Source organism: Virgibacillus xinjiangensis (assembly GCF_042643145.1).
Taxonomy (GTDB): Bacteria; Bacillota; Bacilli; order Bacillales; family Amphibacillaceae; genus Virgibacillus_O; species Virgibacillus_O xinjiangensis.
Genome location: NZ_JBHRSA010000055.1, coordinates 25,039 through 45,781, shown reverse-complemented (window position 1 = coordinate 45,781; position 20,743 = coordinate 25,039). Strand labels below are relative to the sequence as shown.

At 46.8% G+C, this 20,743-nt stretch carries 21 protein-coding genes; 19 read left to right on the top strand and 2 right to left on the bottom strand.

The genetic code is table 11. The features are described 5' to 3' along the window. The first annotated feature begins 587 nt into the window (after positions 1-587). From ACFOGI_RS15025 to ACFOGI_RS14975, 11 genes are all read left to right on the top strand, one after another. On the top strand, positions 588-977 hold the full coding sequence (locus tag ACFOGI_RS15025; RefSeq protein ID WP_390274295.1) for a DUF192 domain-containing protein: 390 nt from the start codon (positions 588-590) through the stop codon (positions 975-977). A gap of 26 nt (positions 978-1,003) precedes the next feature. Beyond that, on the top strand, positions 1,004-1,198 hold the full coding sequence (locus ACFOGI_RS15020) for a Flp family type IVb pilin (protein ID WP_390274293.1): 195 nt from the start codon (positions 1,004-1,006) through the stop codon (positions 1,196-1,198). 81 nt (positions 1,199-1,279) lie between these two features. Continuing rightward, positions 1,280-1,474 carry a Flp family type IVb pilin gene (locus ACFOGI_RS15015; protein WP_390274291.1) on the top strand — a complete coding sequence of 65 codons (195 nt, stop codon included), beginning with the start codon at positions 1,280-1,282 and terminating at the stop codon, positions 1,472-1,474. 128 nt (positions 1,475-1,602) lie between these two features. Next, positions 1,603-2,109, top strand: coding sequence for an A24 family peptidase (locus ACFOGI_RS15010; protein ID WP_390274289.1), 507 nt, complete (start codon positions 1,603-1,605; stop codon positions 2,107-2,109). Positions 2,110-2,132: 23 nt separating this feature from the next. Beyond that, positions 2,133-2,483: a TadE/TadG family type IV pilus assembly protein gene (locus tag ACFOGI_RS15005; RefSeq protein ID WP_390274287.1), complete on the top strand. Its 351-nt coding sequence runs from the start codon at positions 2,133-2,135 to the stop codon at positions 2,481-2,483. Between the two features lie 9 nt (positions 2,484-2,492). After that, a complete protein-coding gene (locus tag ACFOGI_RS15000; protein WP_390274284.1) occupies positions 2,493-3,404 on the top strand; it encodes a pilus assembly protein TadG-related protein in 912 nt (303 codons plus the stop codon). A 9-nt stretch (positions 3,405-3,413) separates the two neighbouring features. Beyond that, positions 3,414-4,397, top strand: coding sequence for a Flp pilus assembly protein CpaB (cpaB, locus tag ACFOGI_RS14995; RefSeq protein ID WP_390274282.1), 984 nt, complete (start codon positions 3,414-3,416; stop codon positions 4,395-4,397). A gap of 17 nt (positions 4,398-4,414) precedes the next feature. After that, the gene (locus tag ACFOGI_RS14990) at positions 4,415-5,245 is read left to right on the top strand and encodes an AAA family ATPase (protein WP_390274280.1); all 831 of its coding nucleotides are present in this window, start codon (positions 4,415-4,417) and stop codon (positions 5,243-5,245) included. Continuing rightward, the gene (locus tag ACFOGI_RS14985; protein WP_390274277.1) at positions 5,229-6,629 is read left to right on the top strand and encodes a CpaF family protein; all 1,401 of its coding nucleotides are present in this window, start codon (positions 5,229-5,231) and stop codon (positions 6,627-6,629) included. The genes ACFOGI_RS14990 and ACFOGI_RS14985 overlap by 17 nt, the downstream gene beginning before the upstream one ends. A 6-nt stretch (positions 6,630-6,635) precedes the next feature. Next, complete coding sequence (locus ACFOGI_RS14980) at positions 6,636-7,562, top strand: type II secretion system F family protein (RefSeq protein ID WP_390274275.1); 927 nt, start codon at positions 6,636-6,638, stop codon at positions 7,560-7,562. 3 nt (positions 7,563-7,565) lie between these two features. Continuing rightward, positions 7,566-8,483 (top strand): type II secretion system F family protein, encoded by a 918-nt coding sequence (locus tag ACFOGI_RS14975; protein ID WP_390274273.1) that lies wholly within the window; start codon positions 7,566-7,568, stop codon positions 8,481-8,483. A 162-nt stretch (positions 8,484-8,645) separates the two neighbouring features. Here the strand turns inward: ACFOGI_RS14975 and ACFOGI_RS14970 are convergent, their stop codons facing one another. Then, a complete protein-coding gene (locus tag ACFOGI_RS14970) occupies positions 8,646-10,700 on the bottom strand; it encodes a thioredoxin domain-containing protein (protein WP_390274270.1) in 2,055 nt (684 codons plus the stop codon). Between the two features lie 303 nt (positions 10,701-11,003). Here ACFOGI_RS14970 and ftsW point away from each other — a divergent pair, with 303 nt between their 5' ends. From ftsW to ACFOGI_RS14930, 8 genes are all read left to right on the top strand, one after another. Continuing rightward, positions 11,004-12,125 (top strand): putative lipid II flippase FtsW, encoded by a 1,122-nt coding sequence (gene ftsW, locus ACFOGI_RS14965; protein WP_390274267.1) that lies wholly within the window; start codon positions 11,004-11,006, stop codon positions 12,123-12,125. A 173-nt stretch (positions 12,126-12,298) separates the two neighbouring features. Then, complete coding sequence (locus ACFOGI_RS14960; RefSeq protein WP_390274265.1) at positions 12,299-12,766, top strand: flavodoxin; 468 nt, start codon at positions 12,299-12,301, stop codon at positions 12,764-12,766. 119 nt (positions 12,767-12,885) lie between these two features. After that, positions 12,886-13,863, top strand: coding sequence for an N-acetylglucosamine kinase (locus ACFOGI_RS14955; protein WP_390274262.1), 978 nt, complete (start codon positions 12,886-12,888; stop codon positions 13,861-13,863). Positions 13,864-13,872: 9 nt separating this feature from the next. Continuing rightward, positions 13,873-14,733: a MurR/RpiR family transcriptional regulator gene (locus ACFOGI_RS14950; protein ID WP_390274259.1), complete on the top strand. Its 861-nt coding sequence runs from the start codon at positions 13,873-13,875 to the stop codon at positions 14,731-14,733. 177 nt (positions 14,734-14,910) lie between these two features. After that, positions 14,911-15,810: an N-acetylmuramic acid 6-phosphate etherase gene (gene murQ / locus ACFOGI_RS14945; protein WP_390274256.1), complete on the top strand. Its 900-nt coding sequence runs from the start codon at positions 14,911-14,913 to the stop codon at positions 15,808-15,810. A 135-nt stretch (positions 15,811-15,945) separates the two neighbouring features. Then, positions 15,946-17,253 (top strand): ABC transporter substrate-binding protein, encoded by a 1,308-nt coding sequence (locus tag ACFOGI_RS14940; protein WP_390274300.1) that lies wholly within the window; start codon positions 15,946-15,948, stop codon positions 17,251-17,253. An 82-nt stretch (positions 17,254-17,335) separates the two neighbouring features. After that, positions 17,336-18,229 (top strand): carbohydrate ABC transporter permease, encoded by an 894-nt coding sequence (locus ACFOGI_RS14935; protein ID WP_390274253.1) that lies wholly within the window; start codon positions 17,336-17,338, stop codon positions 18,227-18,229. A gap of 42 nt (positions 18,230-18,271) precedes the next feature. Then, positions 18,272-19,114 (top strand): carbohydrate ABC transporter permease, encoded by an 843-nt coding sequence (locus ACFOGI_RS14930; RefSeq protein ID WP_390274250.1) that lies wholly within the window; start codon positions 18,272-18,274, stop codon positions 19,112-19,114. A gap of 371 nt (positions 19,115-19,485) precedes the next feature. Here ACFOGI_RS14930 and ACFOGI_RS14925 read toward each other — a convergent pair whose 3' ends face one another. Further along, entirely contained in the window at positions 19,486-20,742 is a 1,257-nt protein-coding gene (locus tag ACFOGI_RS14925; protein ID WP_390274248.1) for an exo-beta-N-acetylmuramidase NamZ family protein, read from the bottom strand. Between the last annotated feature and the right edge of the window lies 1 nt (position 20,743).

The following is a 20,743-nucleotide window of genomic DNA, read 5'->3' as shown; positions in this document are numbered from 1 at the left end:
CAATACCGACTTCATACCGATCTAATCGTTGCCTAATAAAACTCCAACTATTGGGGGTCACACCATTTCCACGGGCGGCTGCTGAGCCTCCGAGTGCTATCGCACTTCGGGGTCTCACCTAGGCCTTTCCTCCCGTAGGAGTCTACGTATATGTCCTTCGCTAAAATTCATTGTTCGCCTTTCATGTAAATTGATTTAGTTTAGTCCTAGCCTCTCAGCTTGTAGAGAACCTATGTTTTTACGAGTTTCTTTTGCCTCTAGGTGCACAGATTCCTGTTCATAATTATACAGGCAGCTGTCTGTTCCTTGATTGAACAAATTTATTACTGCCTATGAAGAGTTTATCTTAAGAATAACTCCAAAAAGATTGAAATTCAGAGTCTTCCTACTAGGAAGGCTCTTTTTTTGGTCCTATTAGTTCCTACTGGTTCCTATGAAGTCCTATAGGAGAATGTCAAATAGGAGTGCATTCCTAGCAAAAATGGAAAATCATAACAGGAAGACTGGGGGATATTTTTTACGCCTCCAACAAGGCATAATAGGGATTGTAAGTTAGCCGACGCGCTGCTGACACCAATGACAGGGAGGTGCGGAACATCAGACTGATAAACAAAGAGACAGGCGAAATTATCGCCAGGGAAGTACGAGTAGCTGACCGGTTCTGGTCCCGGCTGAAAGGGCTCATGTTCACCAAGAACATGCAGGAAAGCACAGGGCTGCATATCACACCCTGCGCATCGATCCACACATTCTTCATGAACTATAGCATTGATATCTTATACCTTAATAGAGAGAAAGAGATTGTGGGAATCGAGGAGAATCTCGAAAAGGGGAAAATCGGAAAGAGATTCAAGCAGGTACGATCCGTGATAGAGCTCCCGGCCGGTACCATCAAAAACACCTCCACTGCCATTGGACAGACAGTTGCATTGGTTCACTCAGATCACAGAAACGCCGAACAGAAAGACATCATTTAAATTAAAATATAAGAGGAGAGATTTTAATGTTAAACAAAATCAAAGGATTATTCGTAGAAGAGCAAGGACAGGGCATGACGGAGTATGGGTTGATTTTAGGGTTGATAGCGGTGGGAGTAATTACAGTTATCGCCACGCTAGGTGATCAAATTGTAGGTGTGTTTACAGACATAACAAGCAAGATGACTAATAACGGTATTACAGGTACGGATGGGGGCTAATAGTTATGCCATTTACTATATCTATGGTCTACTAAATTATTTCCACTAAATAAAAATTCAAATATAAGAGGAGAGATTTTCATGTTAAACAAGGTTAAAGGATTATTTGTAGAAGAGCAAGGACAGGGCATGACGGAGTATGGGTTGATTTTAGGGTTGATAGCGGTGGGAGTAATTACAGTTATCGCAACGCTAGGTGATCAAATTGTAGGTGTGTTTACAGACATAACAAGCAAGATAACTAATAACGGTATTACAGGTACGGATGGGACTTAATAGTATTCTTTTCTAACACAATTTAATAATTATTTAAAGATAATAAAATTAGATGAGAAGTTATTACAGGGAGGCCCTCAAATTGGGCCTTTCTTAAAAATTAAATAACGAATGAAAGGATGGACCGGATGATTGATATTTTCCTTATTTTAATTCTACTAATTTGTGTCATCACGGATGTGAAAAGCCGAAAAATCTATAATAAAGTGATTTATCCTTCACTAATGGTGACCTTCATCTATCATTTTGCCACGTCCGGCTGGGACGGCCTGAGCCATTCTTTCCTTGGTTTTTTGATTGGATTCGGCCTGCTGCTGATTCCTTATTTTATGGGAGGAATGGGAGCTGGTGATGTGAAACTGCTTGGTCTGATCGGTGCGATGAAGGGCGGAGCGTTTGTTTTCCAATCTTTCTTCTATATTGCGATCATCGGGGCGATTATGGCCTTGGGAATCATTCTTTTCCGTAAAGGAATCTTCAAGTCTATGGTTTACTATCTATCGAGCTTGAGACAAGGTGTCGTCCTCAAAGGCGGAATTGCAAGAGGGTCTCTCACTGCCACCTATCCATATGGTGTAGCTATTGCCGGCGGCGCTGTGATGGGACTGATCTTCCAAGGATGGACACTGATATGATCAGGAAGCAGGAGGGCCAGTCCATGGTAGAATTTGCGCTCGTTCTGCCGATTCTACTGTTGTTGCTGGTGGGAATCTTTGACTTTGGACGGATTTATTTTACCTATCTTGAAATGGAAATGGTCACTCAGGAGTCTGTCCGGAAGGGTGGACTTGGTGAGAGTGATGAGGAAATCAGAGCGTACGCCCAAGAGCATTTCAATGCCGGGGAAGCCAGTCAGCTCGAGGTGAGCATCCGATATGAAGGTGGGACACCTATGCCAGGAAAAAAAGTTACAGTGACACTGGAATATCCTGAGTCTTTTATGAATGTTCTAGGGAATGCCTCCATTCCCTTTACGCTAAGTACAGATTCGACCATCCGCATAGAATGAGGTGGCTAGATGAAAAAGCTTTATAGAATAGTACCTAAAAGAGAAGATGGAAGTGTCATTGTCCTGGTTGCTGTTGCTATGGCGGCTATGCTGATGATGGTCGGACTTGTTATCGATGGAGGAAACTTATATGTTTCCAAAAGCCATCTGCAGAAGACGGCAAATGCCGCAGCATTATCAGGAGCACAGGAAGTAGTTAATGACAGGGCGGCAGTGGAGACAGTCGTGGATGACATTCTTGCTTCCCATGAGGAACAGGCGAGTCTCTCAGAGCCACCCATTATATCTGAAACGGAAATCCAAGTGAACTTGAAAAAGGATGTACCGCTATTTTTTGCTTCCTTATTCGGGGTTGAGAGCCTTCCGATCCAGGTAGAGGCGAAAGCAGGATTGAATCCTATCGGGGAAGCTAAAGGAGCTGTGCCGCTTGGTATTCACGAACAAGTTGAATTAGTCTATGGGGATGCCTACGAGTTGAAGGTGGATGCAGGTGATTCGCAAAATGGACATTTTGGCATCCTCGCTCTCCAAGGACCGGGCGCCAAGAATTACGAAGAGACTCTAAAGTATGGCTTTGACGAAGCTCTAAAAGTAGGGGATGTTGTTAATACTCAAACAGGGAATATTGCAGGTCCGACAAGAGATGGTGTTAACCATCGTATTAACAATAGTCCCAATGATATAGAAGGTTATATCCCTCGTGATTCCGACAGAATTATGCTCGTATTGGTCTATAATACGGATGGTGTTTCGCAAGGCAGTGTTAGGATAACGGGGTTTGCTTATTTCTACTTGGAAGAACAAATGGGGAAAAATGATGATTCCATACGAGGAAAGTTTATAGAGTATGCTGGCTCCGGCATGGCTGGGGATAGCAATCCACCTGATTATGGAGCATATGCGATCAAATTAGAAGAATAGGGGATGCAAATGAAACCGAAAAAAGTATTATTGTTGGCTGTCCTGTCGGGCCTAATCACGACGATCCTGTTTTTCTCCTTGATGAGCCGTGCGGGGGTGGATACGAGTGCATCAGAGCCTGAGGTGGAAATGGTGAGTGTGATCACCGCTGCAGCCGATGTCCCGAAAGATCAGCAGATTACAGAAGAACTGCTTGCTGCTAAAGAGATACCTGCTGACCAGGCACACCCGGAAATGGTTCAGGATGCCGGTACCATACTGGAGCAGTACACAGTGACCGATATTAAACAAGGTGAAATCTTGATGAACCATCGCATCCAGAATAAAGCGGAAGAAAAAGAAATAGTGTCCCGGAAAATACAGGAGGGCTCCCGCGGGGTATCGATTGATGTTACCTATGTCACAGGAGTTTCCAACTTGATTCAGCCAGAGGATTATGTGGATGTCGTGCTTACTTCTGCAAGTACTGGCGAATCAAAAGTAGTTGAGGAGAAAGTCCGGGTGTTGGCAGTCGGTGGGAGAATGACCGAAGCCAAAGCGGATGGTACCGAAGGAGAGTATATAGCAGTCACATTGGAACTCGACCAAGATCAAACGGTTGATTTGATTAATTCTAAACACCAAGGTGAACTTCAACTCGCTCTTTACAGTAAGTCTGATCTCGAGAAAGACGAAACTGACGAAGAAACGGGAGAAGCAGCAGAAGAAACAGAAGAAACAGAAGAAACCACCGATGAGAATGATATAGAGCAAACAGAAGAAAAGGATACCGTTATAACAGCTGAGGTCGTTACCATTCCTCCAAAGTCGGTCATCCGTGCTACAGCGGGCTTAGAAGGAACACCAATACAGGTAGTGGAAGAAGAAACAACACTGCCGTTGCTAGAAGGTCAGGAAACGGATGAAGAAGGAAGAATCTGGTTGCAGGTGGAAACGGATGAACAGGAAGAAGGCTGGATCAGCAGCCGAATCATCAAGAATAAGAACGAGTAAGCAAGGAGGAAAACTCAATGGGAGAAGAGCAGGGGCAAGGCAAGAAAATCGTGGTAGTCAGTGCATCAGGCGGTGTTGGAAAAACAGCAGTCATGGTCAATCTCGCAGCACAGCTGGCTCAAAGGAATAACAGCGTTACGGTGGTGGATGCAGACCTTTCCTTCGGTGATACAGCATTGGCCTTGGATCTGCAGCCTGACGACACCATCAAAGAGGCAGCGGAGCGGAAGGATATAGATAATATCCAGGCCTATTTGATGAAACACACATCCAGTGTCAAGCTGCTGCCTGCACCCTTGCGCCCGGAACATGCGGAGCTCATTTCCCCTGATTTCCTTGAAGCAGCTTTGAATAAAATCAGCCATGGTAGTGACATCACCCTAGTAGATACACAAACCGGGCTGACTGAGCTTAACCTGAGATTGTTGGAAGCAGCTGATCAAATCCTTGTCATCGGGACTCCACAGATGGCTGTCTTGAAAAATACCAAACTCCTGTTGGAGACATTGGATTTGCTTGGCATGAAGGAGAAGGCATTGTTGGTCATCAATAAATTCATCAGCCCGACCGCCATCAGGGCAGAAGAGATTTCAGACCTCTTAGGTGTAGAAACACCGGTCTACCTCCCAAGGGATGATAAACAGATGGATCATTCCCTTGACCAGGGACAGCCTCTTGTCCTGAACAGTCCGAAGCTTGCCTTTTCGGCAGAAGCTTCGAAGCTGGCTGAGATTATCGGTTTTGATACGGGGCAGCAGCAAATCAAGGATAAGGGCCGAGGAATTCTCGGCAGGATTTCATTAAAAGGAATGAAACGAAGGAGAATGAAGAATGAGTCTATTAGCTAGATTACAGTCGAAAAGTCAGGAAGCAGAGGCACAGGAAAAGGCAGTCCAGGATCTACAGCCGGAAATCACAGAAGCATTGGTGCTTCCTCCTATGGAAGAGAATCCAGCACCGGTGTCTGTACCGGAACCTTCCACTGAATACATCGAGCTGAAAAATCTCATCTTCAAATATATCCTCAAGGAACGCAAGGATGAAGAAATCGATGAGATTGTACATGATCTCGACTCCATCATTTCGGAAATACTCAATGAAAATGAAGGACTCAGCTCTGTCAAGGATTGGCAAAACCTCAAAGAGGAAATCAAAAATGATCTGACAGGCTATGGCCCGATCAACCCTCTGCTGCTTGATGAATCCGTGTCCGAGGTGATGGTGAACGGACCGAAACAGGTATATGCCGAGCGCAACGGGAAATTGGAGCTGACCAATATTAAATTCCGGGATAATGACCATGTGATGGCCGTATTGGAAAAAATTGTTGCACCACTGGGAAGAAGAATTGATGAGAGCAGTCCGATGGTGGATGCACGTCTGCAGGATGGCTCCCGGGTAAATGCAATCATCCCCCCACTAGCATTAGGCGGCCCTACAATTACCATCCGTAAGTTTTCCAAAGATCCATTTACCATCCATGATCTCGTCCGTTTCGGCACGTTGACGGAGGAAATGGCTGCGTTTATCAAGGCCTGTGTAGAAGCAAAGCTGAACATCTTCGTCAGCGGGGGAACTGGTTCCGGTAAGACGACCACTTTGAATGTGCTCTCCTCATTCATCTCCAACAAAGACCGGATTGTCACCATCGAGGATGCCGCGGAGCTGCAGCTTGGCCAGGACCATGTGGTCTCCCTGGAGACAAGGCCTGCCAACATTGAAGGAAACGGTGCCATTGCCATTCGTGACTTGGTAAAGAACTCTCTCCGTATGCGTCCCGACCGTATCGTGATCGGTGAGGTCCGAAGCGGGGAAGCACTGGACATGCTTCAGGCCATGAATACCGGTCATGATGGCTCGCTCGCGACCGGCCACTCCAATAGCCCGCGGGATATGGTTGCCAGGTTGGAGACGATGGTGCTGATGGCGGGAATGGAACTGCCGATCAAAGCAATCCGTGATCAGATCGCCGGGGCTCTTGATGTCATCATCCAGCAGTCAAGGCTGAAGGATGGTACGAGGAGAATCACCAATATTACCGAAGTACAGGGGCTTGAAGGAGACGTCATCGTTCTCCAGGATATCTTTACCTTTCAACAGTCCGGTGTGGATGAAAATGGAAAAATCATCGGCAAACTCGTTCCTACAGGAATCCGGCCGAAATTCTATGACCGGATGGTCAACCAGGGCATCCATCTGCCTGCATCGATATTCTCTGAAAAGGAAGTGTAGAAACCTATGAAACTCATCCTGTTTTCCTCGTTGTTCTTGACCATCTTCTTCTTATTTCTCACTGTTGCAGTCTCTGTGAAGAGGAGAGAGCCGACAACCGACAAAAATAAAGTCACTTTGAAAGACGGCTTGAAGGAAGCGAACCGCAAACTCACCTTGCTGCTGACCAAAAATAAAAAGAAAAGCAAGAAGAAGAACAACCTGGAGCAGGAATTGAGTACGGCTGGGATTCCGGTAAAGCCGGAGGAATTCATTGCCTTTCAGTGGATGGCGGCTGTGTTTCTGGCAGGGCTTCTTCATCTGATTACGGGTAACCTTCTCTTTTCTGCCCTGGGTGTGCCGATCGGGTATATGATCCCGAAATTCTGGCTCAAACGGAAGCAGAGAATCAGAGTGGAACAGTTCAACCAGGCGTTACCCGGTATGATTACTTCGATGGTTGGAGCCCTCAGGGCCGGATTCAGTCTCCCTCAGTCGCTGGCAATGGTTGCAGAGGAATCCTTTTCTCCGTTGAAAGAGGAAGTAGAACTGGTGTTGAAGAAAATGCGTTACGGTGCATCTATGGAGGAAGCCCTACTGGAATGGAAAGAGCGTATGCCCAGTGAAGATTTGGGCCTGATGGTGGAAGCTGTCATTATCCAACGCCAGGTCGGAGGGAACTTGGCCTATCTCCTGAATAAGATTGTGGAAACCATCCGGGAGAGGGGCAAAATCCAAAACCAGATAAAAACTTTGACCGCACAGGGCAGGTTATCCGGTATGATCATCAGCCTGCTGCCGGTGGGTCTGGGATTTGTCATTTTTCTGATCAACCCAGAATACATTAGTTCATTATTCACCAATCCGATTGGCCTCTTCATGCTCGGTGTCGGGCTGATTGGCGGCATTATCGGTTTTGTACTGATACGTAAAATAACAACAATTGAGGTGTAGCAAATGGCGGTTTTGTACAGCAGCTTTTTCATCTTTGTCAGCCTGTTATCTTTTGCATTATTCGGCATGAGAGAGGAAAAGATGGCACATATCCAAAAACGGATACAAGCCTATTTTTCTCAGCCGGCGGCCGCAGAAGCAGGGGGAATGGAAGAGGATGACAGATCCTTCTTCGAACGAGTCATCGGGCCCACTCTGGATTCCTTCAAAATCAAATATAATAAGAGGCTGGGGAAAGAAGAGGCCGCAAAAATTGAAACATTGTTGATGCAGGCCGGCCAGCCGTTCGGTCTGAGTCCGGTGGAATTCAAGCTTGTTCAATCAGGTCTGCTGCTGGGACTGCCGCTGTTTGCATTGTTGATCGGCTGGCTTGCCGGTCTAGGATTCTTCACTATATCGATGGCTGTCATCATCGGTGTCGTCTTAGCGACGATGCTTCCGAAGATGTACTTGAAAAAGACCATTAAGAAACGCAGTGAACTGGCAGGGCGGGAATTACCGGATATCTTGGATCTATTGACAATCAGTCTGGAAGCTGGACTCGGTTTCGATGCCGCCTTAAGCCAGGTAGTCTCCAAGAAAAAGGGAGAAGTTGTGAAGGAATTCAAGGTTTCCCTGGAAGAAATGCGCCTCGGAAGTACGAGGAAGGAAGCCCTGTCTGCCATTAATGACCGCCTGGCATCCGACGACCTTCGTTCCCTGATTTTCAATATCATCCAGGCGGAGAAACTCGGAATTGGGATGGTATCTGTCCTCCGCGTCCAGACAGAGGATATCCGCGAGAGGCGCCGTCAGCGTGCGGAGGAAGCCGCGATGAAGGCGCCAATCAAGATGATGTTCCCGCTGGTTATGTTCATTTTCCCTACATTGTTCATTATTCTACTCGGACCGGCAGTTCTGCAGTTCATGGATGCATTTTAAAATTGTGGCTGTTAAGCGATTGTTGTGACGATACATCCCGCTGCGGAAAGTACACTACGCTGGTAGGGTGCATATGGCAGCAAAGATTGCTCAGAATGAAAAACCGCAAAAAGTGCAAAAGGAAAACAGGGTGTCCCCACAATAAGGGAGACATCCTGTTTTTTATTGCTTTATAATTTGTTCGAGTGCTTGTTCCAGGTCGGTCGTTGGCTGCTGGCAGGAGAAGTTCTCACAGATATAGACGGTCGTCTGCCCGTCGATCGTCTTGTAATCTGCAGTGAACGGGGCAGCCTTTGCCAGCTGATCCGTATCTTCCGCTGCAAGCAGCAGGACATGGGGAAGGAAGCGTTCCTGCAGCCGCTCCACCAATTCTGTACGATCCTTGTCATCTTCTTTTCCGAGAATGACCACTTCCTTGACCGGGTTTTCGGTGAGCTGCAGACTCTGTAGGAAATAAGGACTGGCCGGTGGCATCCGGCTGATATCCTCATAAAAGGTGGAAGACATGATATCAGCTTTATCGAGAAAATCGGTTTCGCCGGTCAGGTGCCCGAGGCGTGTCAGCATGACAGCAGCAACGCTATTGCCGGATGGGATTGCCCCGTCATAGATTTCCTTATCTTCAGTAATCAGCCGCTCGCCATCCTTGCCGCTGAAATAAAAGCCTCCGTTATCCTCATCCCAGAACAATTCAATCATCTGTGCCGCTAATTTCCCCGCCTTATTGAGGTAATCAGCAGAAAAAGTCGCTTCATACATTTCGATATATCCCCACAACAGGAAGGCATAGTCATCAATATATGCTTTATATTTGGTTTCACCATCACGGTGACGGGCCATCAGGCGCTTGCCTTCAAATAATTTTTCCTCGACAAACGTGAGGGCCTTTTCGGCCATTTTGGTGTACTCCCGGTTCCCGAAGGCTTTTCCTGCCTTGGCAAGTGCAGCAATCATCATGCTATTCCAGCCACTGAGGACTTTATCATCGACATGTGGATATACGCGCTTTTCCCTTGCTTCCAACAGCTGCTTCCGTGCCCTGTCCAACTGTTGCTGCAGTTCATCTACGGACAGTCCGCTGGCGCTTGCCTGTTCCCTGAAGTCCCTGCCAATCAGGTTGGGAATATTCTTGCCTTCAAAGTTGCCCTGCGGCCGGATGTTATAGGTTCTCGCGTACAGGGTGGCCAGATCTTCATCAAGCACTTCGTAAATTTCTTCAAAACTCCACACATAATATTTTCCTTCCACACCTTCTGAATCAGCATCGATGGCCGAGTATAAGGCTCCTTCTTCGCCAGTCATTTCCCGCTGGATGAACGTGATGATTTCTTCCGCTATTTTTTTATAGGAAGGGTTCCCGGTAATCTGCCAGCATTCCGTATAGGCAGCCAGCAGCAGGGCATTATCATAGAGCATTTTTTCAAAATGGGGGACCAGCCATTTCTCGTCGGTAGAGTATCTGGCAAATCCGAAACCGATATGGTCGTAGATGCCTCCCTGTGCCATCGACTGCAAGGTGCTTTCTGCAATCTTCAATGCAGCTGTCTCACCGGTGAAGTGATAATGCCTCAGCAGGAACAGCAGATTCTGCGGCATTGGGAATTTTGGTGCTTCGCCGAACCCGCCGTAGGCAAAATCGGAGTTTTTAACCAGCTGCTGATACGCTTTGTCGATGATATCCTTGGACAGCCGTTTTTGGCTTTTCTCCGTCATTGTCCGTTTCAAGGCATCTTTTACACTGGTTGTCACTTCTTCAATATGATCCGGATCCTTGGAGTACCTTTCATGAAGCTGCCTCAATGCATCCATGATTCCCGGACGGCCATATTTGCTCTCTTTCGGAAAATACGTGCCGGCATAGAACGGCACTTGATCCGGTGTCATGAAGATCGTCAGCGGCCAGCCGCCATGGCCCGTCATCATCTGGCAAACCTTCATATATACGGAGTCCACATCTGGACGCTCCTCACGGTCCACTTTGATGGATACATATTTTTCATTCAAAAGGGAAGCAACTTCTTCATTCTCAAAACTCTCATGGGCCATGACATGACACCAATGACAAGTCGAATAGCCGATGGAAAGGAAGATGGGCTTGTTCTCCTTCTTTGCTTTTTGGAATGCTTCCTCTCCCCATGGATACCAATCTACGGGGTTATCAGCATGCTGCAATAAGTAGGGAGATTTCTCGTGGCTGAGACGGTTGGATGTTGGCATTAGAGCACCTTCTTTCTATTATTTACGCACTTTCCTTTATATTACAGCTTTTTTCTAGGTTTCCATATTCCTATTTGTTCATACTTTTACAGGCAGGGCAACCGAAAAAGAGCCCTTTAGAAAAATATTGCCTTGAACGTCCCTTCGTAAACCGGGAAGTAGATGGGTGATGCACTTTCTGGCTGATTGTATATGTTTATCTACTGTCCCGCCATGATTTTTTTCATCTCATAAAAGTTTTCCCCGGTATCTTCCTATTTATGGTAAAGTATGGGTAATAATGCCGGGAAGAAGGTGGAAGTTGTGCGGAGAATGCTGAGGAATGTGGATACGGGGCTGTTGATGCTGATTCTATCTATGCTCGCTTTTGGAGTAATGATGGTTTATAGTGCAAGTTTTGTGTTTGCAGCATTGGAGTATGGGGATGCTTCCCATTTCTTTTCAAAACAGTTGATCTGGACGGTGCTCGGCCTGCTGCTGTTTACCATCGTCAGCTTTATCCCCTATCAGTTGTACGGGAAATTTATTGCATTGTTCGTCGGGATCACGATTCTCCTTCTTTTCTTGGTGCTTGTGCCCGGAATTGGAGTGGAAAGGAATTATTCCACGAGATGGCTGGGAATCGGGCCACTGGTTTTCCAGCCTTCAGAAATAGCGAAAGTTGTCATGGTTCTTTATTTTGCCAGGGTTTACAGCAAGAAACAGGATTATATTGAAGATTTCCGGAATGGTTTCCTGCCGCCATTGATCATGCTTGCCTTTATCTTCTTTCTAATACTTGCCCAGCCAGATCTTGGCACAGGCATATCCATCGTTATTGCCTGCGGAGGGATACTGCTTGTCTCCGGGGCAAAGTTCATCCATCTTGGCGGTCTTGCCCTTGTGGCAGGAAGTGGAATGTCTTATTTGGCGTTTTCCGCTGATTACCGTCTGGAACGGATCACTTCCTTCATGAATCCTTTTGCAGACCCTGACGGAAATGGATTCCAGCTGGTGAACTCCTATCTGGCTATAGGAACATCGGGATTTTCTGGTGAAGGCCTTGGAAACAGCATTCAAAAACTGGGGTACCTCCCGGAAGCTCATACCGACTTCATCCTGTCCATCATTCTCGAAGAATTGGGGGTTTTTGGTCTGCTGCTTGTTATTGGGATGTATTTGCTCTTCCTGTTGAAAGGCTTCCAAATCTTCAAGCAAGCCCCCAGTCATTTCGGCAGACTGCTCGCATTTGGGTTGGTGGTGCAAATAACGTTCCAGGCAATCCTCAACATGGGGGCAATTTCTGGCATGATGCCAATTACAGGCATCACATTGCCGCTGATCAGCTATGGAGGATCCTCGATGGTCATCACGTTGATCAGCCTAGGTGTTCTCATGAACATATCACTTCAGTCCAACCAGCTCCTAGAAAGAGCTCAATCATAGATGAAATACAAGATGTTTAGAAGGGAACCGAGCGGTGGTTCCCTTTTTGTATTGGCCGGAGGGTTGACACAAAACGGACAAAAAGAGAAAACGATCTCAAGAAAATATTGAAAATGATAATCATTTTCAATTAAAATTAACATATACTAACTAGTAATAAGGTGGTGTCAGTAGTGAGCAGAATTCTGATGTTATATGCAAGCAACACTGGCAATACGGAACAGGTCATGGAAATAATCAAGGATTTCCTGCAAAGCAAACAGTATGACATAGTGGTCAAATCCTTTGAATTCGACCCAATTGATGAGAAAGAAGTCCTTGCGTATGATGCTGTCCTGATCGGTACCTATACATGGGATGATGGAGAGCTGCCGTACGAAGTGGAGGATTTCTATGAAGATATAGAAGAAGTGGATATAAACGGAGTGGTAATGGGTGTGTTCGGCTCGGCGGATTCCTTTTATGATACGTACGGTGGAGCAGTGGATTTAATGGCAGACCGTCTGGAGGCGCTCGGAGCAGAAGTGCTTTCCCAGCGGCTGAAAGTGGATCTCGAGCCCGACAAGGAAGATGAGAAAAGCTGCAGAATGTTCGCTGAGGCGATGATGGAGAAAATTCTGCAGAAATCGCATCCCATTTAACAGAGCTTTGCCGTAGGGCAGAGCTTTTTTTCTTGAAAATAAATGTCATTTACTCTTGTAGTGTGAGAGAATATTATATAATCTAAATAATGTAACGGCATGGATAGAGGATGAGATCAATGAGCATAGTGATTGGAATAGACGGAGGCGGCACCAAGACACTGGCAGCTGCTTCGGATGAAAATGGGAGCGTAATAGCTCAGGCCAAGGCCGGGCCTACGAACCCGAATGCAATGGAAAGAACAGTACTTGCCGGGGAGTTCAAGCAGCTATTCACTGAATTGGAAAAACAACTGTCCAATGGCTTGCATGATGTTTCCCATGTTTTTGCCGGAGTGGCCGGTACGGCACATGAAGCAAATCAGAAACTTGTGGAAGAATTAATCATCCCCCATCTGTCGGAGGCGACGGCTGTGCAGGTCCAGCCTGACATTATGAATGCTTTGTATTCGGGAACGTTCGGCACCCCCGGCATTGTGCAGATTGCCGGTACCGGATCAATCGCCTATGGCCTGAACAGCTGTGGGCAGAGTGATCGTGTCAGTGGCTGGGGTTATTTGCTGGGGGATGAAGGGAGCGGCTTTGATATTGGTCGGCAGGGTCTGCTGGCAGCCCTGAAGTCTTGTGACGGCAGGGGGCAGGAAACGATGATTCTTCCCTTGCTTTATGATCACTTCGAAGCGGCTGAGCCACAGCAGCTGATCAACAAGGTGTACGGGGCAGCTCAACCAAATGATGCAATAGCTTCTTCTGCCAGAATTGTCTTCCATGCCTATAAGCAGGGTGACCCTGCCGCAGAAGGGATCCTTGATCAGGCAGCTTTGGAAATTGCCCGGAATATACGGGTGCTCCTTGAGAGGTTGTTTGCTTGGGGTGAAAGGGTTCCGGTTGTACTGGCAGGCGGAATTTTTTCCGACAAAGCTGTGATGGTGCCTAAAGTTCAAAAGCTGTTGGAAGACAGACAGGAGATCCAATGGACTGATCCGGCCCTGCCTCCTGTCGGTGGTTCACTTATCGGGGCCTGCAAAATGGACAAAACTGCCAATAAGGAAAGTTTTATCCAACAATTAATAGAGTCATTTCAGGAAAGCAGGTGAACAGCAAATATGTCAACATCTAAAGGCGGCCTGGTCATTTTAAAAGAAATGCTGAACAGTCTGCCGCCGTCTGAAAAGAAAATAGCCTTATATATTTTGGAAAACCCGGAGGAATCCATCCATTTAACCGCGCTTGCGTTGGGAGAAAGAAGCCAAACGAGCAGTGCAGCAGTCATACGTCTCTGTAAATCCTTGGGACTCAAAGGTTTCCAGGAACTTAAAATCCGGGTCGCAGGAGATTTGCGGGAAGATTCGATTGAAGAATACAGGGATATTGAACCTGACGAAAATGTCAGGGATATTATCAGCAAAGTGACGGCAAATACTGTTCAGACACTGAATGAAACAGCAGATATGATTAGTGTAGAGCAGTTGGAGCAGGCAGTGAACATTTTATCCAAGGCAAAGTCGTTCACATTCTTCGGGTTTGGTGCTTCCTATATTGCCGCAATGGATGCCGAGCAGAAGTTCATGCGGCTCAATAAAAATGTCCAGTCCTTTTCGGATGTACATATGGCAGCGACTGCTATTGCCAATAAAGGGCCGGAAGATGCGGTGATTGGTATATCCTTTTCCGGGAATACACCGGAAGCCGTCAAATTGATGCAGCTTGCCAAAAAGCAGGAGGCAGCAACCATCGGCATCACGAAGTATGGCAAGTCACAAATCGCAGCCTATACGGACATCGTACTCTATACCTCTGCTGCAAAAGAGGCGACCTTCCGCACAGGCGCCACATCTTCGAGGATTGCCCAGCTTCATATGATCGATCTTCTGTTAATGTGTCTTTCATCAGCAGATTATAAACATACAGTCGACCATTTGGATCAGACACGGGAGGCCATATCATTTTTGCATGACAGGCAGTGACATGTTGTCCTGCTGTGCCTTGTGTAAAATTTTATTACCACCTATTCAATATTATATTGACAAAAAAATTCAACCTGCCTATAATTAAGACAATTACAAACAGGCACAAATTCTATGAAAACGCTTTTATACTTGCGGCCGGTACTATATACTTACAGATAAGGAGTATACAAGACTATGGAATTGTCCCAATTAACGACTGAACAGAGAAATCCGAATAGTATGAACTTGGATCAAATGCCTGCAATGGAAATATTGAAGATCATCAATCAGGAGGATAAGCAGGTCGCATATGCCGTAGAGAAAGTTCTGCCACAGGTGGAAAAGGCGGTAGAGGAAGTGTCTGGTGCGTTGAGGAATGGCGGCAGGCTTTTCTATGTGGGGGCCGGGACAAGCGGCAGGCTGGGAGTGATGGATGCCTCGGAATGTCCTCCAACCTTTATGACCCCGCCGGATATAGTACAGACAATCATGGCAGGCGGTACAGATGCCTTCTTCCAGGCAGTAGAAGGATCTGAGGATGATGAGGACCAGGGGGCCAGGGATCTTCTGCAGAGAAATTTGACCGATAAAGATGTGGTCCTCGGTATCACCGCCAGTGGCAGGACTCCTTATCCGATTGGAGCCCTTAAGCAGGCGAGGAGAACAGGCGCCTACACCATCTCCCTATCCTGTAATGAATCGTCACAGATTTCGAGCTTTGCAGATTGCGGGATTGAAGTGATTGTCGGGCCCGAAGTGCTCACCGGATCTACGCGTATGAAAGCGGCGACTGCCCACAAAATGATTTTGAATATGATTAGTACCGCCTCCATGGTAAAGATGGGCAAGGTCCATGAAAATCTGATGGTGGACGTCCATGCCAGCAATTATAAATTGATGGAACGCGCCAAACGGACAGTCATGGAGGTGACAAATGCGACCTATGAGAAAGCAGAAGAAGTGCTCTCCGTGACCGGCTTTGAAGTGAAGCCTGCCATTGTCATGATCCAGGCAGGCGCAGAACTGGAAGCGGCCAAGGCGGCAATCAGCCGAAATGGTGGTTATGTAAGGAAGGCAATTGAATCACTGGTATGACAACAAAGGGGGAAACAGCATTAATAGCCCGATGGCTGTTGATGAGTTTCATATATATCTATCAAAAAGGGGGAAAATCAGTTGAAGGAATTACTAAGGGGACGTTTGCTCATTCTATTTGCTGCTGTCCTGCTCATGGGACTGCTGGCAGCCTGTTCCTCGGATGAAGGGGCTTCCGGGGACGGAGCGGATGATGCTGATACAGGTTCGGAAAGTGGAGAAGGCACAGGTGATGGTGAAATCTCAGGGGAACTGGAAATCCAGTATTTTGTCGGTGGATACGGCGACTCCTGGTGGAAAGAGGTCATCGCTGATTTCCAGGAAGAATACCCGGATGTAACCGTTACGGAACATGCTGGTCCTAATATCAATGATGAGATGAGAACACGCTGGGTTTCCAATAATCCGCCGGACGTCGTCTACATTGACGGGGCAGGATCCAGCGAGACTCAGATGGTGGAAGACGGACAGCTCATGAATCTGACCGAATGGCTGGATGAGATCGAGCTGGAGAACGGTGAAAAACTTGCCGACAGTTTTATTGTAGACCCTGCAACATATGATGGGGAAATCTATTCTTTGCCATTAGTATTTGATACATGGGGCACTTGGTATGACCGTGCTTGGTTTGATGAAGAGGGCTATGAAGTGCCGGCAGATTTTGAGAGCTTCATGAGTTCGATGGAAGAGATTAAAGAAGCGGAAGGGATCGAGCCGTTCGTTACAAGCGGACAGCATCCATACTACTTCCTGCGTGGCATGCTCTATCCGGCTTTCGGTGCTGCCGGCGGTGACAAACTGCTGAATGATTTGATCACTGGTGCGGAGGGCGCCTGGACCAGTGATGTGGTGCTGGAGACGATGAAAAAGGTAGAAAGAATGCAGCAGGAAGGCATGATTGATTCGGGACTGGGGTCGTTGAACCATACGCAGTCACAAATGAATTTCCTTCTGCATGAAAATGCTTTTGTCCCGGTAGGATTCTGGCTGCCGAATGAAATGGCCAATGATACACCGGAAGGCTTTGAGTACGGATTCATCCCGTCACCGATGCAGGATGCCGGTGAACCATATGCTATCGTACCGGATTTGCGACCGTTGGCAATTGCCGAGGAGGCAGAGAACCCGGAAGCTGCCAAAGCATTCGTGGAGTTTGTGTTCTCCAGGGATTACGCCATGTCCTTCTCTGAACATACAGGTGCAATCATGAATATGACTGAAGTTGATTTGACCCAGAGTGATGATGTTCCTCCTTACTTGGTGGAGGCAAATGAAATGATCAATGATCCGGAACAGGTGCAAATCTACCATAAACCACATCCAATGAGTGCTGATCTGGAAACACCTGTCGGGGATGCTTTGATGTCGCTGATGCTCGGAAACATGACAGCGGAAGAATTTGTGGAAGCTGCGGAACAGGCTGCAGCCGAATACCGCAACTAATAGCGGGAAGGTATGGGAGGGAAGGGCATCATTGTCTTTCCCTTTCATGCTATTTATTTCTTTTCAGAAGAGAGTGATTGAAATGGTGCAGTCGAAAAAACAAAAATATACATTTCTTGCTGTTTGTCTTGTACCCACTTTTATCATGTTTGCCATTTTCACGCTCTACCCATTGTTCAGCGGATTGTATTATTCGTTCTTTGAATGGTCGGGTTCTTCGGCAAACCGGGAGTTCATCGGGTTTGATAATTACATACGTCTTTTTAATGATGCCATTATCCCGCACACCATCATCCATGACTATTTCCTGGTCGTGACAAAGGTGATCGGCATTATGATCATGGCCATGTTCATTGCAGTAGCACTGACACAGCTGAAGATAACAGAAGCCCCTTTTTACCGGATTGTATTTTTCTTCCCGAATATCATGTCAGTCGTAGTCATCGGTATCCTTTGGACCTTCATTTATAATCCGGATCTCGGACTCATCAATTCAGGGTTGGAAGCGGTCGGCCTGGACAGCTGGGCAAAGCCGTGGCTTGGAAGTGAAACCTGGGCATTGCCAAGTCTTGTACTGCCATCGATATGGGCAGGTATCGGCCTGTTCATGCTGATGCTCATGGGCGGTATTTCCAATATCTCCAAAAGTTATTACGAGGCAGCTGATATTGATGGTGCTACGGAATGGCAGAAATTCTGGAAGGTAACAGTGCCGCTGGTATGGCCGCAGATAAAAATTTCCATTCTCTACATTGTCATTACGACATTAAATGGCTCTTTTATCATTGTCCAAGTCATGACAGGTGGCGGGCCGAATAATTCCACCCATGTCATGGGGTCTTATCTCTATCAGCAGGCTTTTGTCCAGTACAACTTTGGCTATGGTGCGACCATCGGAGTGATGATTCTTGCCCTCTCCTTGATCACTGTCCTCCTGCTGCAGCTGATCATGCGCCGTGATAGAGTGGAATATTAACGAAGCCGGGTACATGCTGGATTGCAAAAAGGGGGAGTAACTGTGAAGCGCAGTGTTGGAGAAATGTTGGGAAGAGCGGGGATAAGAATCCCGCTCATATTATGGACGATCGCTGTTTTATACCCTATTTTCTGGATGTTTCTCGGTTCTTTCAAATCGAATGCCGAGATATACAGAAATCCATGGGGACTGCCGGAAACCTTCAATTTCCAGAATTATGCGGATGCCTGGAATAACTATAATATTGGAACAAGCGTATTCAACAGTCTGATCGTGACGGTGGTGGGCGCAGTATTGACTTTGGTTCTTGCCATACCAACCGCCTATGCAATTGAGAGAATCAAATTCAAAGGAAGCAGTTTTCTGTTCACTTTATATGTATCAGCCATGATGATCCCGATGGTACTTGGCTGGATTCCATTGTTTTTCCTTTTGATGGACTTGGGAATGCTGGATAATATCTTTGGACTGGCCATCGTATATGCAGTGAGCCAGCTGCCATTTACCATCTTTGTATTGACCAGTTTCATTGGTACCATTCCGAAGTCATTGGAGGAGTCTGCGGCCATTGACGGCCTATCTCCTTATGGGGTGTTATGGAAAATCATCACCCCCTTGTCGATGTCGGGAATCATCACGGTCACCATTATGAACAGCATTCAATTCTGGAATGAGTATTTCATGGCATTGATTTTCCTGCAGAGCAGTGAAAACTACACACTGGCCCTGGCGATTGATTATATAAGCAGTGAAGCACAGTATACGAATGCCTGGGGAACCTTATTCGCCAGTCTGGTAATTGCCATTGTACCGGTAATCATCCTCTATGCCATCTTCCAGCGGAGGATTGCACAGGGAATGACGGAAGGGGCCATAAAAGGGTAAAGCCAGCTGGAGGCAGATAGTTTAATTAAAGGAAATTCCGAAGAGTAGATGTATACACCCGTTCTGGACAATATACTTCGCTTTCCGCGAGCGGCTGGTGAGCCCCCTCGTGCTATCGCACTTCGGAGTTTCGCCCTATGCCTTCCTCTCGCATGAGTTTACGTATATTTCCTCCTCTAAAATAGTTGATTCTTCGTCTTTGGTATGGATGTTTTTTTTATGTCCCATATTCTTGTCGTTGGAAGTAGGGGGCATGAGTGGACAGAATGTTTAATCAACAATAACAGCTGAACAATCTCTGATTCTATAAGGCAGACTCATGAAAAACCAGCCGTCTTCTTAGCGAAGGCGGCTGGTTTTTGTTTGCTGGATTAATAGATGAGATACTGTTTTCGTACGTGTTTGAACTCTTTTAACTCATCTCTCCACTGCTTCTCGATTTCCTTTACAGAGTCACCGTTTTCAATGGCCTCACGGATCCAGCCATTTCCGATCAGATTATCAAAGAAGGATACACCTGCACTGTTTTCTGCACGGAATTGGAAATCCTCTGGATACAAATCATGCAGGGTTTTAACCATATGCAGGCCGGTCGTTACCGGCTGGAAAGGCTGCTTATTGGTCACATGGATTTCAACGCCGTGACTAAGGTTACCACTGTGCTTGGAGAAAGATGGTGTAAAGGATGCAGCGCGGAAGGTGACCCCGGGAAGATTCAACTCATTCATTGCCTGGGCAAATTCCGTGCTGTTGATGAATGGAGCACCGATCAGTTCGAATGGCTTTGTTGTCCCGCGTCCTTCTGAAACATTCGTCCCTTCAATCAGGGCGGTACCCGGATAGACCAGCGTTGTATCGAATGTCGGCATATTAGGCGACGGCAGGACAAATTCCAGGTCTGTCCGGTCATAATACATATTCCGTTTCCAACCGTCCATCTCTATGACAGTCAGGTCTGCACCAATTCCGAATTCCTCATTGAATAGCTTTGCAAGTTCACCGACTGTCATACCGTGTCGGAGTGGGATAGGATAGTTCCCGACAAATGAAGCATAATTTTCATCCAGGACAGGACCTTCCACTTTTTGGCCGCCTAGCGGGTTCGGACGGTCCAGCACAATGAATTCTTTGCCGTTTTCTTCTGCAGCTTCCATAGCATAGGCCATGGTATAGATATACGTGTAGAATCTTGTCCCGACATCCTGAATATCAAATAGAAGAACATCTACATCTTCCAGCATATCTGCTGTTGGTTTCCGTGTTTGGCCATAAAGGCTGTATACAGGGAGGTTCGTTTTTTCATCCACATAGAATTCTACATATTCTCCGGCCTGTGCACTTCCACGTACCCCGTGTTCTGGACCGTATAAGGCGGTTAATTCCACATCCGGGTCACTATGCAGCAGGTCGACGATACTGTTCAACTCTGAATCGACTCCTGTCGGGTTGGTGATCAATCCGACCCGTTTGCCGTCCAGCAGTTCTTTCTGCTCATCGAGCAGCACTTCCACTCCAAGCTTCAATTCGTTTGGTTTTTTTCCATTTCCATTGTCTCGGTCTGCGAGTACCACTGTCAATGAGCTAAGTACCAGAACCAACGTCAGGATGGTGATCCATGTTTTCTTCATC

Coding starts and splice junctions, on each gene's coding strand:
- ACFOGI_RS15020 (WP_390274293.1), top strand. CDS start 1,004: ATGTTAAACAAAATCAAAGGATTATTCGTAGAAGAGCAAGGACAGGGC.
- cpaB (WP_390274282.1), top strand. CDS start 3,414: ATGAAACCGAAAAAAGTATTATTGTTGGCTGTCCTGTCGGGCCTAATC.
- ACFOGI_RS15015 (WP_390274291.1), top strand. CDS start 1,280: ATGTTAAACAAGGTTAAAGGATTATTTGTAGAAGAGCAAGGACAGGGC.
- murQ (WP_390274256.1), top strand. CDS start 14,911: ATGGAATTGTCCCAATTAACGACTGAACAGAGAAATCCGAATAGTATG.
- ACFOGI_RS14950 (WP_390274259.1), top strand. CDS start 13,873: ATGTCAACATCTAAAGGCGGCCTGGTCATTTTAAAAGAAATGCTGAAC.
- ACFOGI_RS14990 (WP_390274280.1), top strand. CDS start 4,415: ATGGGAGAAGAGCAGGGGCAAGGCAAGAAAATCGTGGTAGTCAGTGCA.
- ACFOGI_RS14955 (WP_390274262.1), top strand. CDS start 12,886: ATGAGCATAGTGATTGGAATAGACGGAGGCGGCACCAAGACACTGGCA.
- ACFOGI_RS14975 (WP_390274273.1), top strand. CDS start 7,566: ATGGCGGTTTTGTACAGCAGCTTTTTCATCTTTGTCAGCCTGTTATCT.
- ACFOGI_RS14970 (WP_390274270.1), bottom strand. CDS start 10,700: ATGCCAACATCCAACCGTCTCAGCCACGAGAAATCTCCCTACTTATTG.
- ACFOGI_RS14935 (WP_390274253.1), top strand. CDS start 17,336: ATGGTGCAGTCGAAAAAACAAAAATATACATTTCTTGCTGTTTGTCTT.
- ACFOGI_RS14940 (WP_390274300.1), top strand. CDS start 15,946: ATGGGACTGCTGGCAGCCTGTTCCTCGGATGAAGGGGCTTCCGGGGAC.
- ACFOGI_RS15010 (WP_390274289.1), top strand. CDS start 1,603: ATGATTGATATTTTCCTTATTTTAATTCTACTAATTTGTGTCATCACG.
- ACFOGI_RS14985 (WP_390274277.1), top strand. CDS start 5,229: ATGAGTCTATTAGCTAGATTACAGTCGAAAAGTCAGGAAGCAGAGGCA.
- ACFOGI_RS15000 (WP_390274284.1), top strand. CDS start 2,493: ATGAAAAAGCTTTATAGAATAGTACCTAAAAGAGAAGATGGAAGTGTC.
- ACFOGI_RS15005 (WP_390274287.1), top strand. CDS start 2,133: ATGGTAGAATTTGCGCTCGTTCTGCCGATTCTACTGTTGTTGCTGGTG.
- ACFOGI_RS14925 (WP_390274248.1), bottom strand. CDS start 20,742: ATGAAGAAAACATGGATCACCATCCTGACGTTGGTTCTGGTACTTAGC.
- ACFOGI_RS14980 (WP_390274275.1), top strand. CDS start 6,636: ATGAAACTCATCCTGTTTTCCTCGTTGTTCTTGACCATCTTCTTCTTA.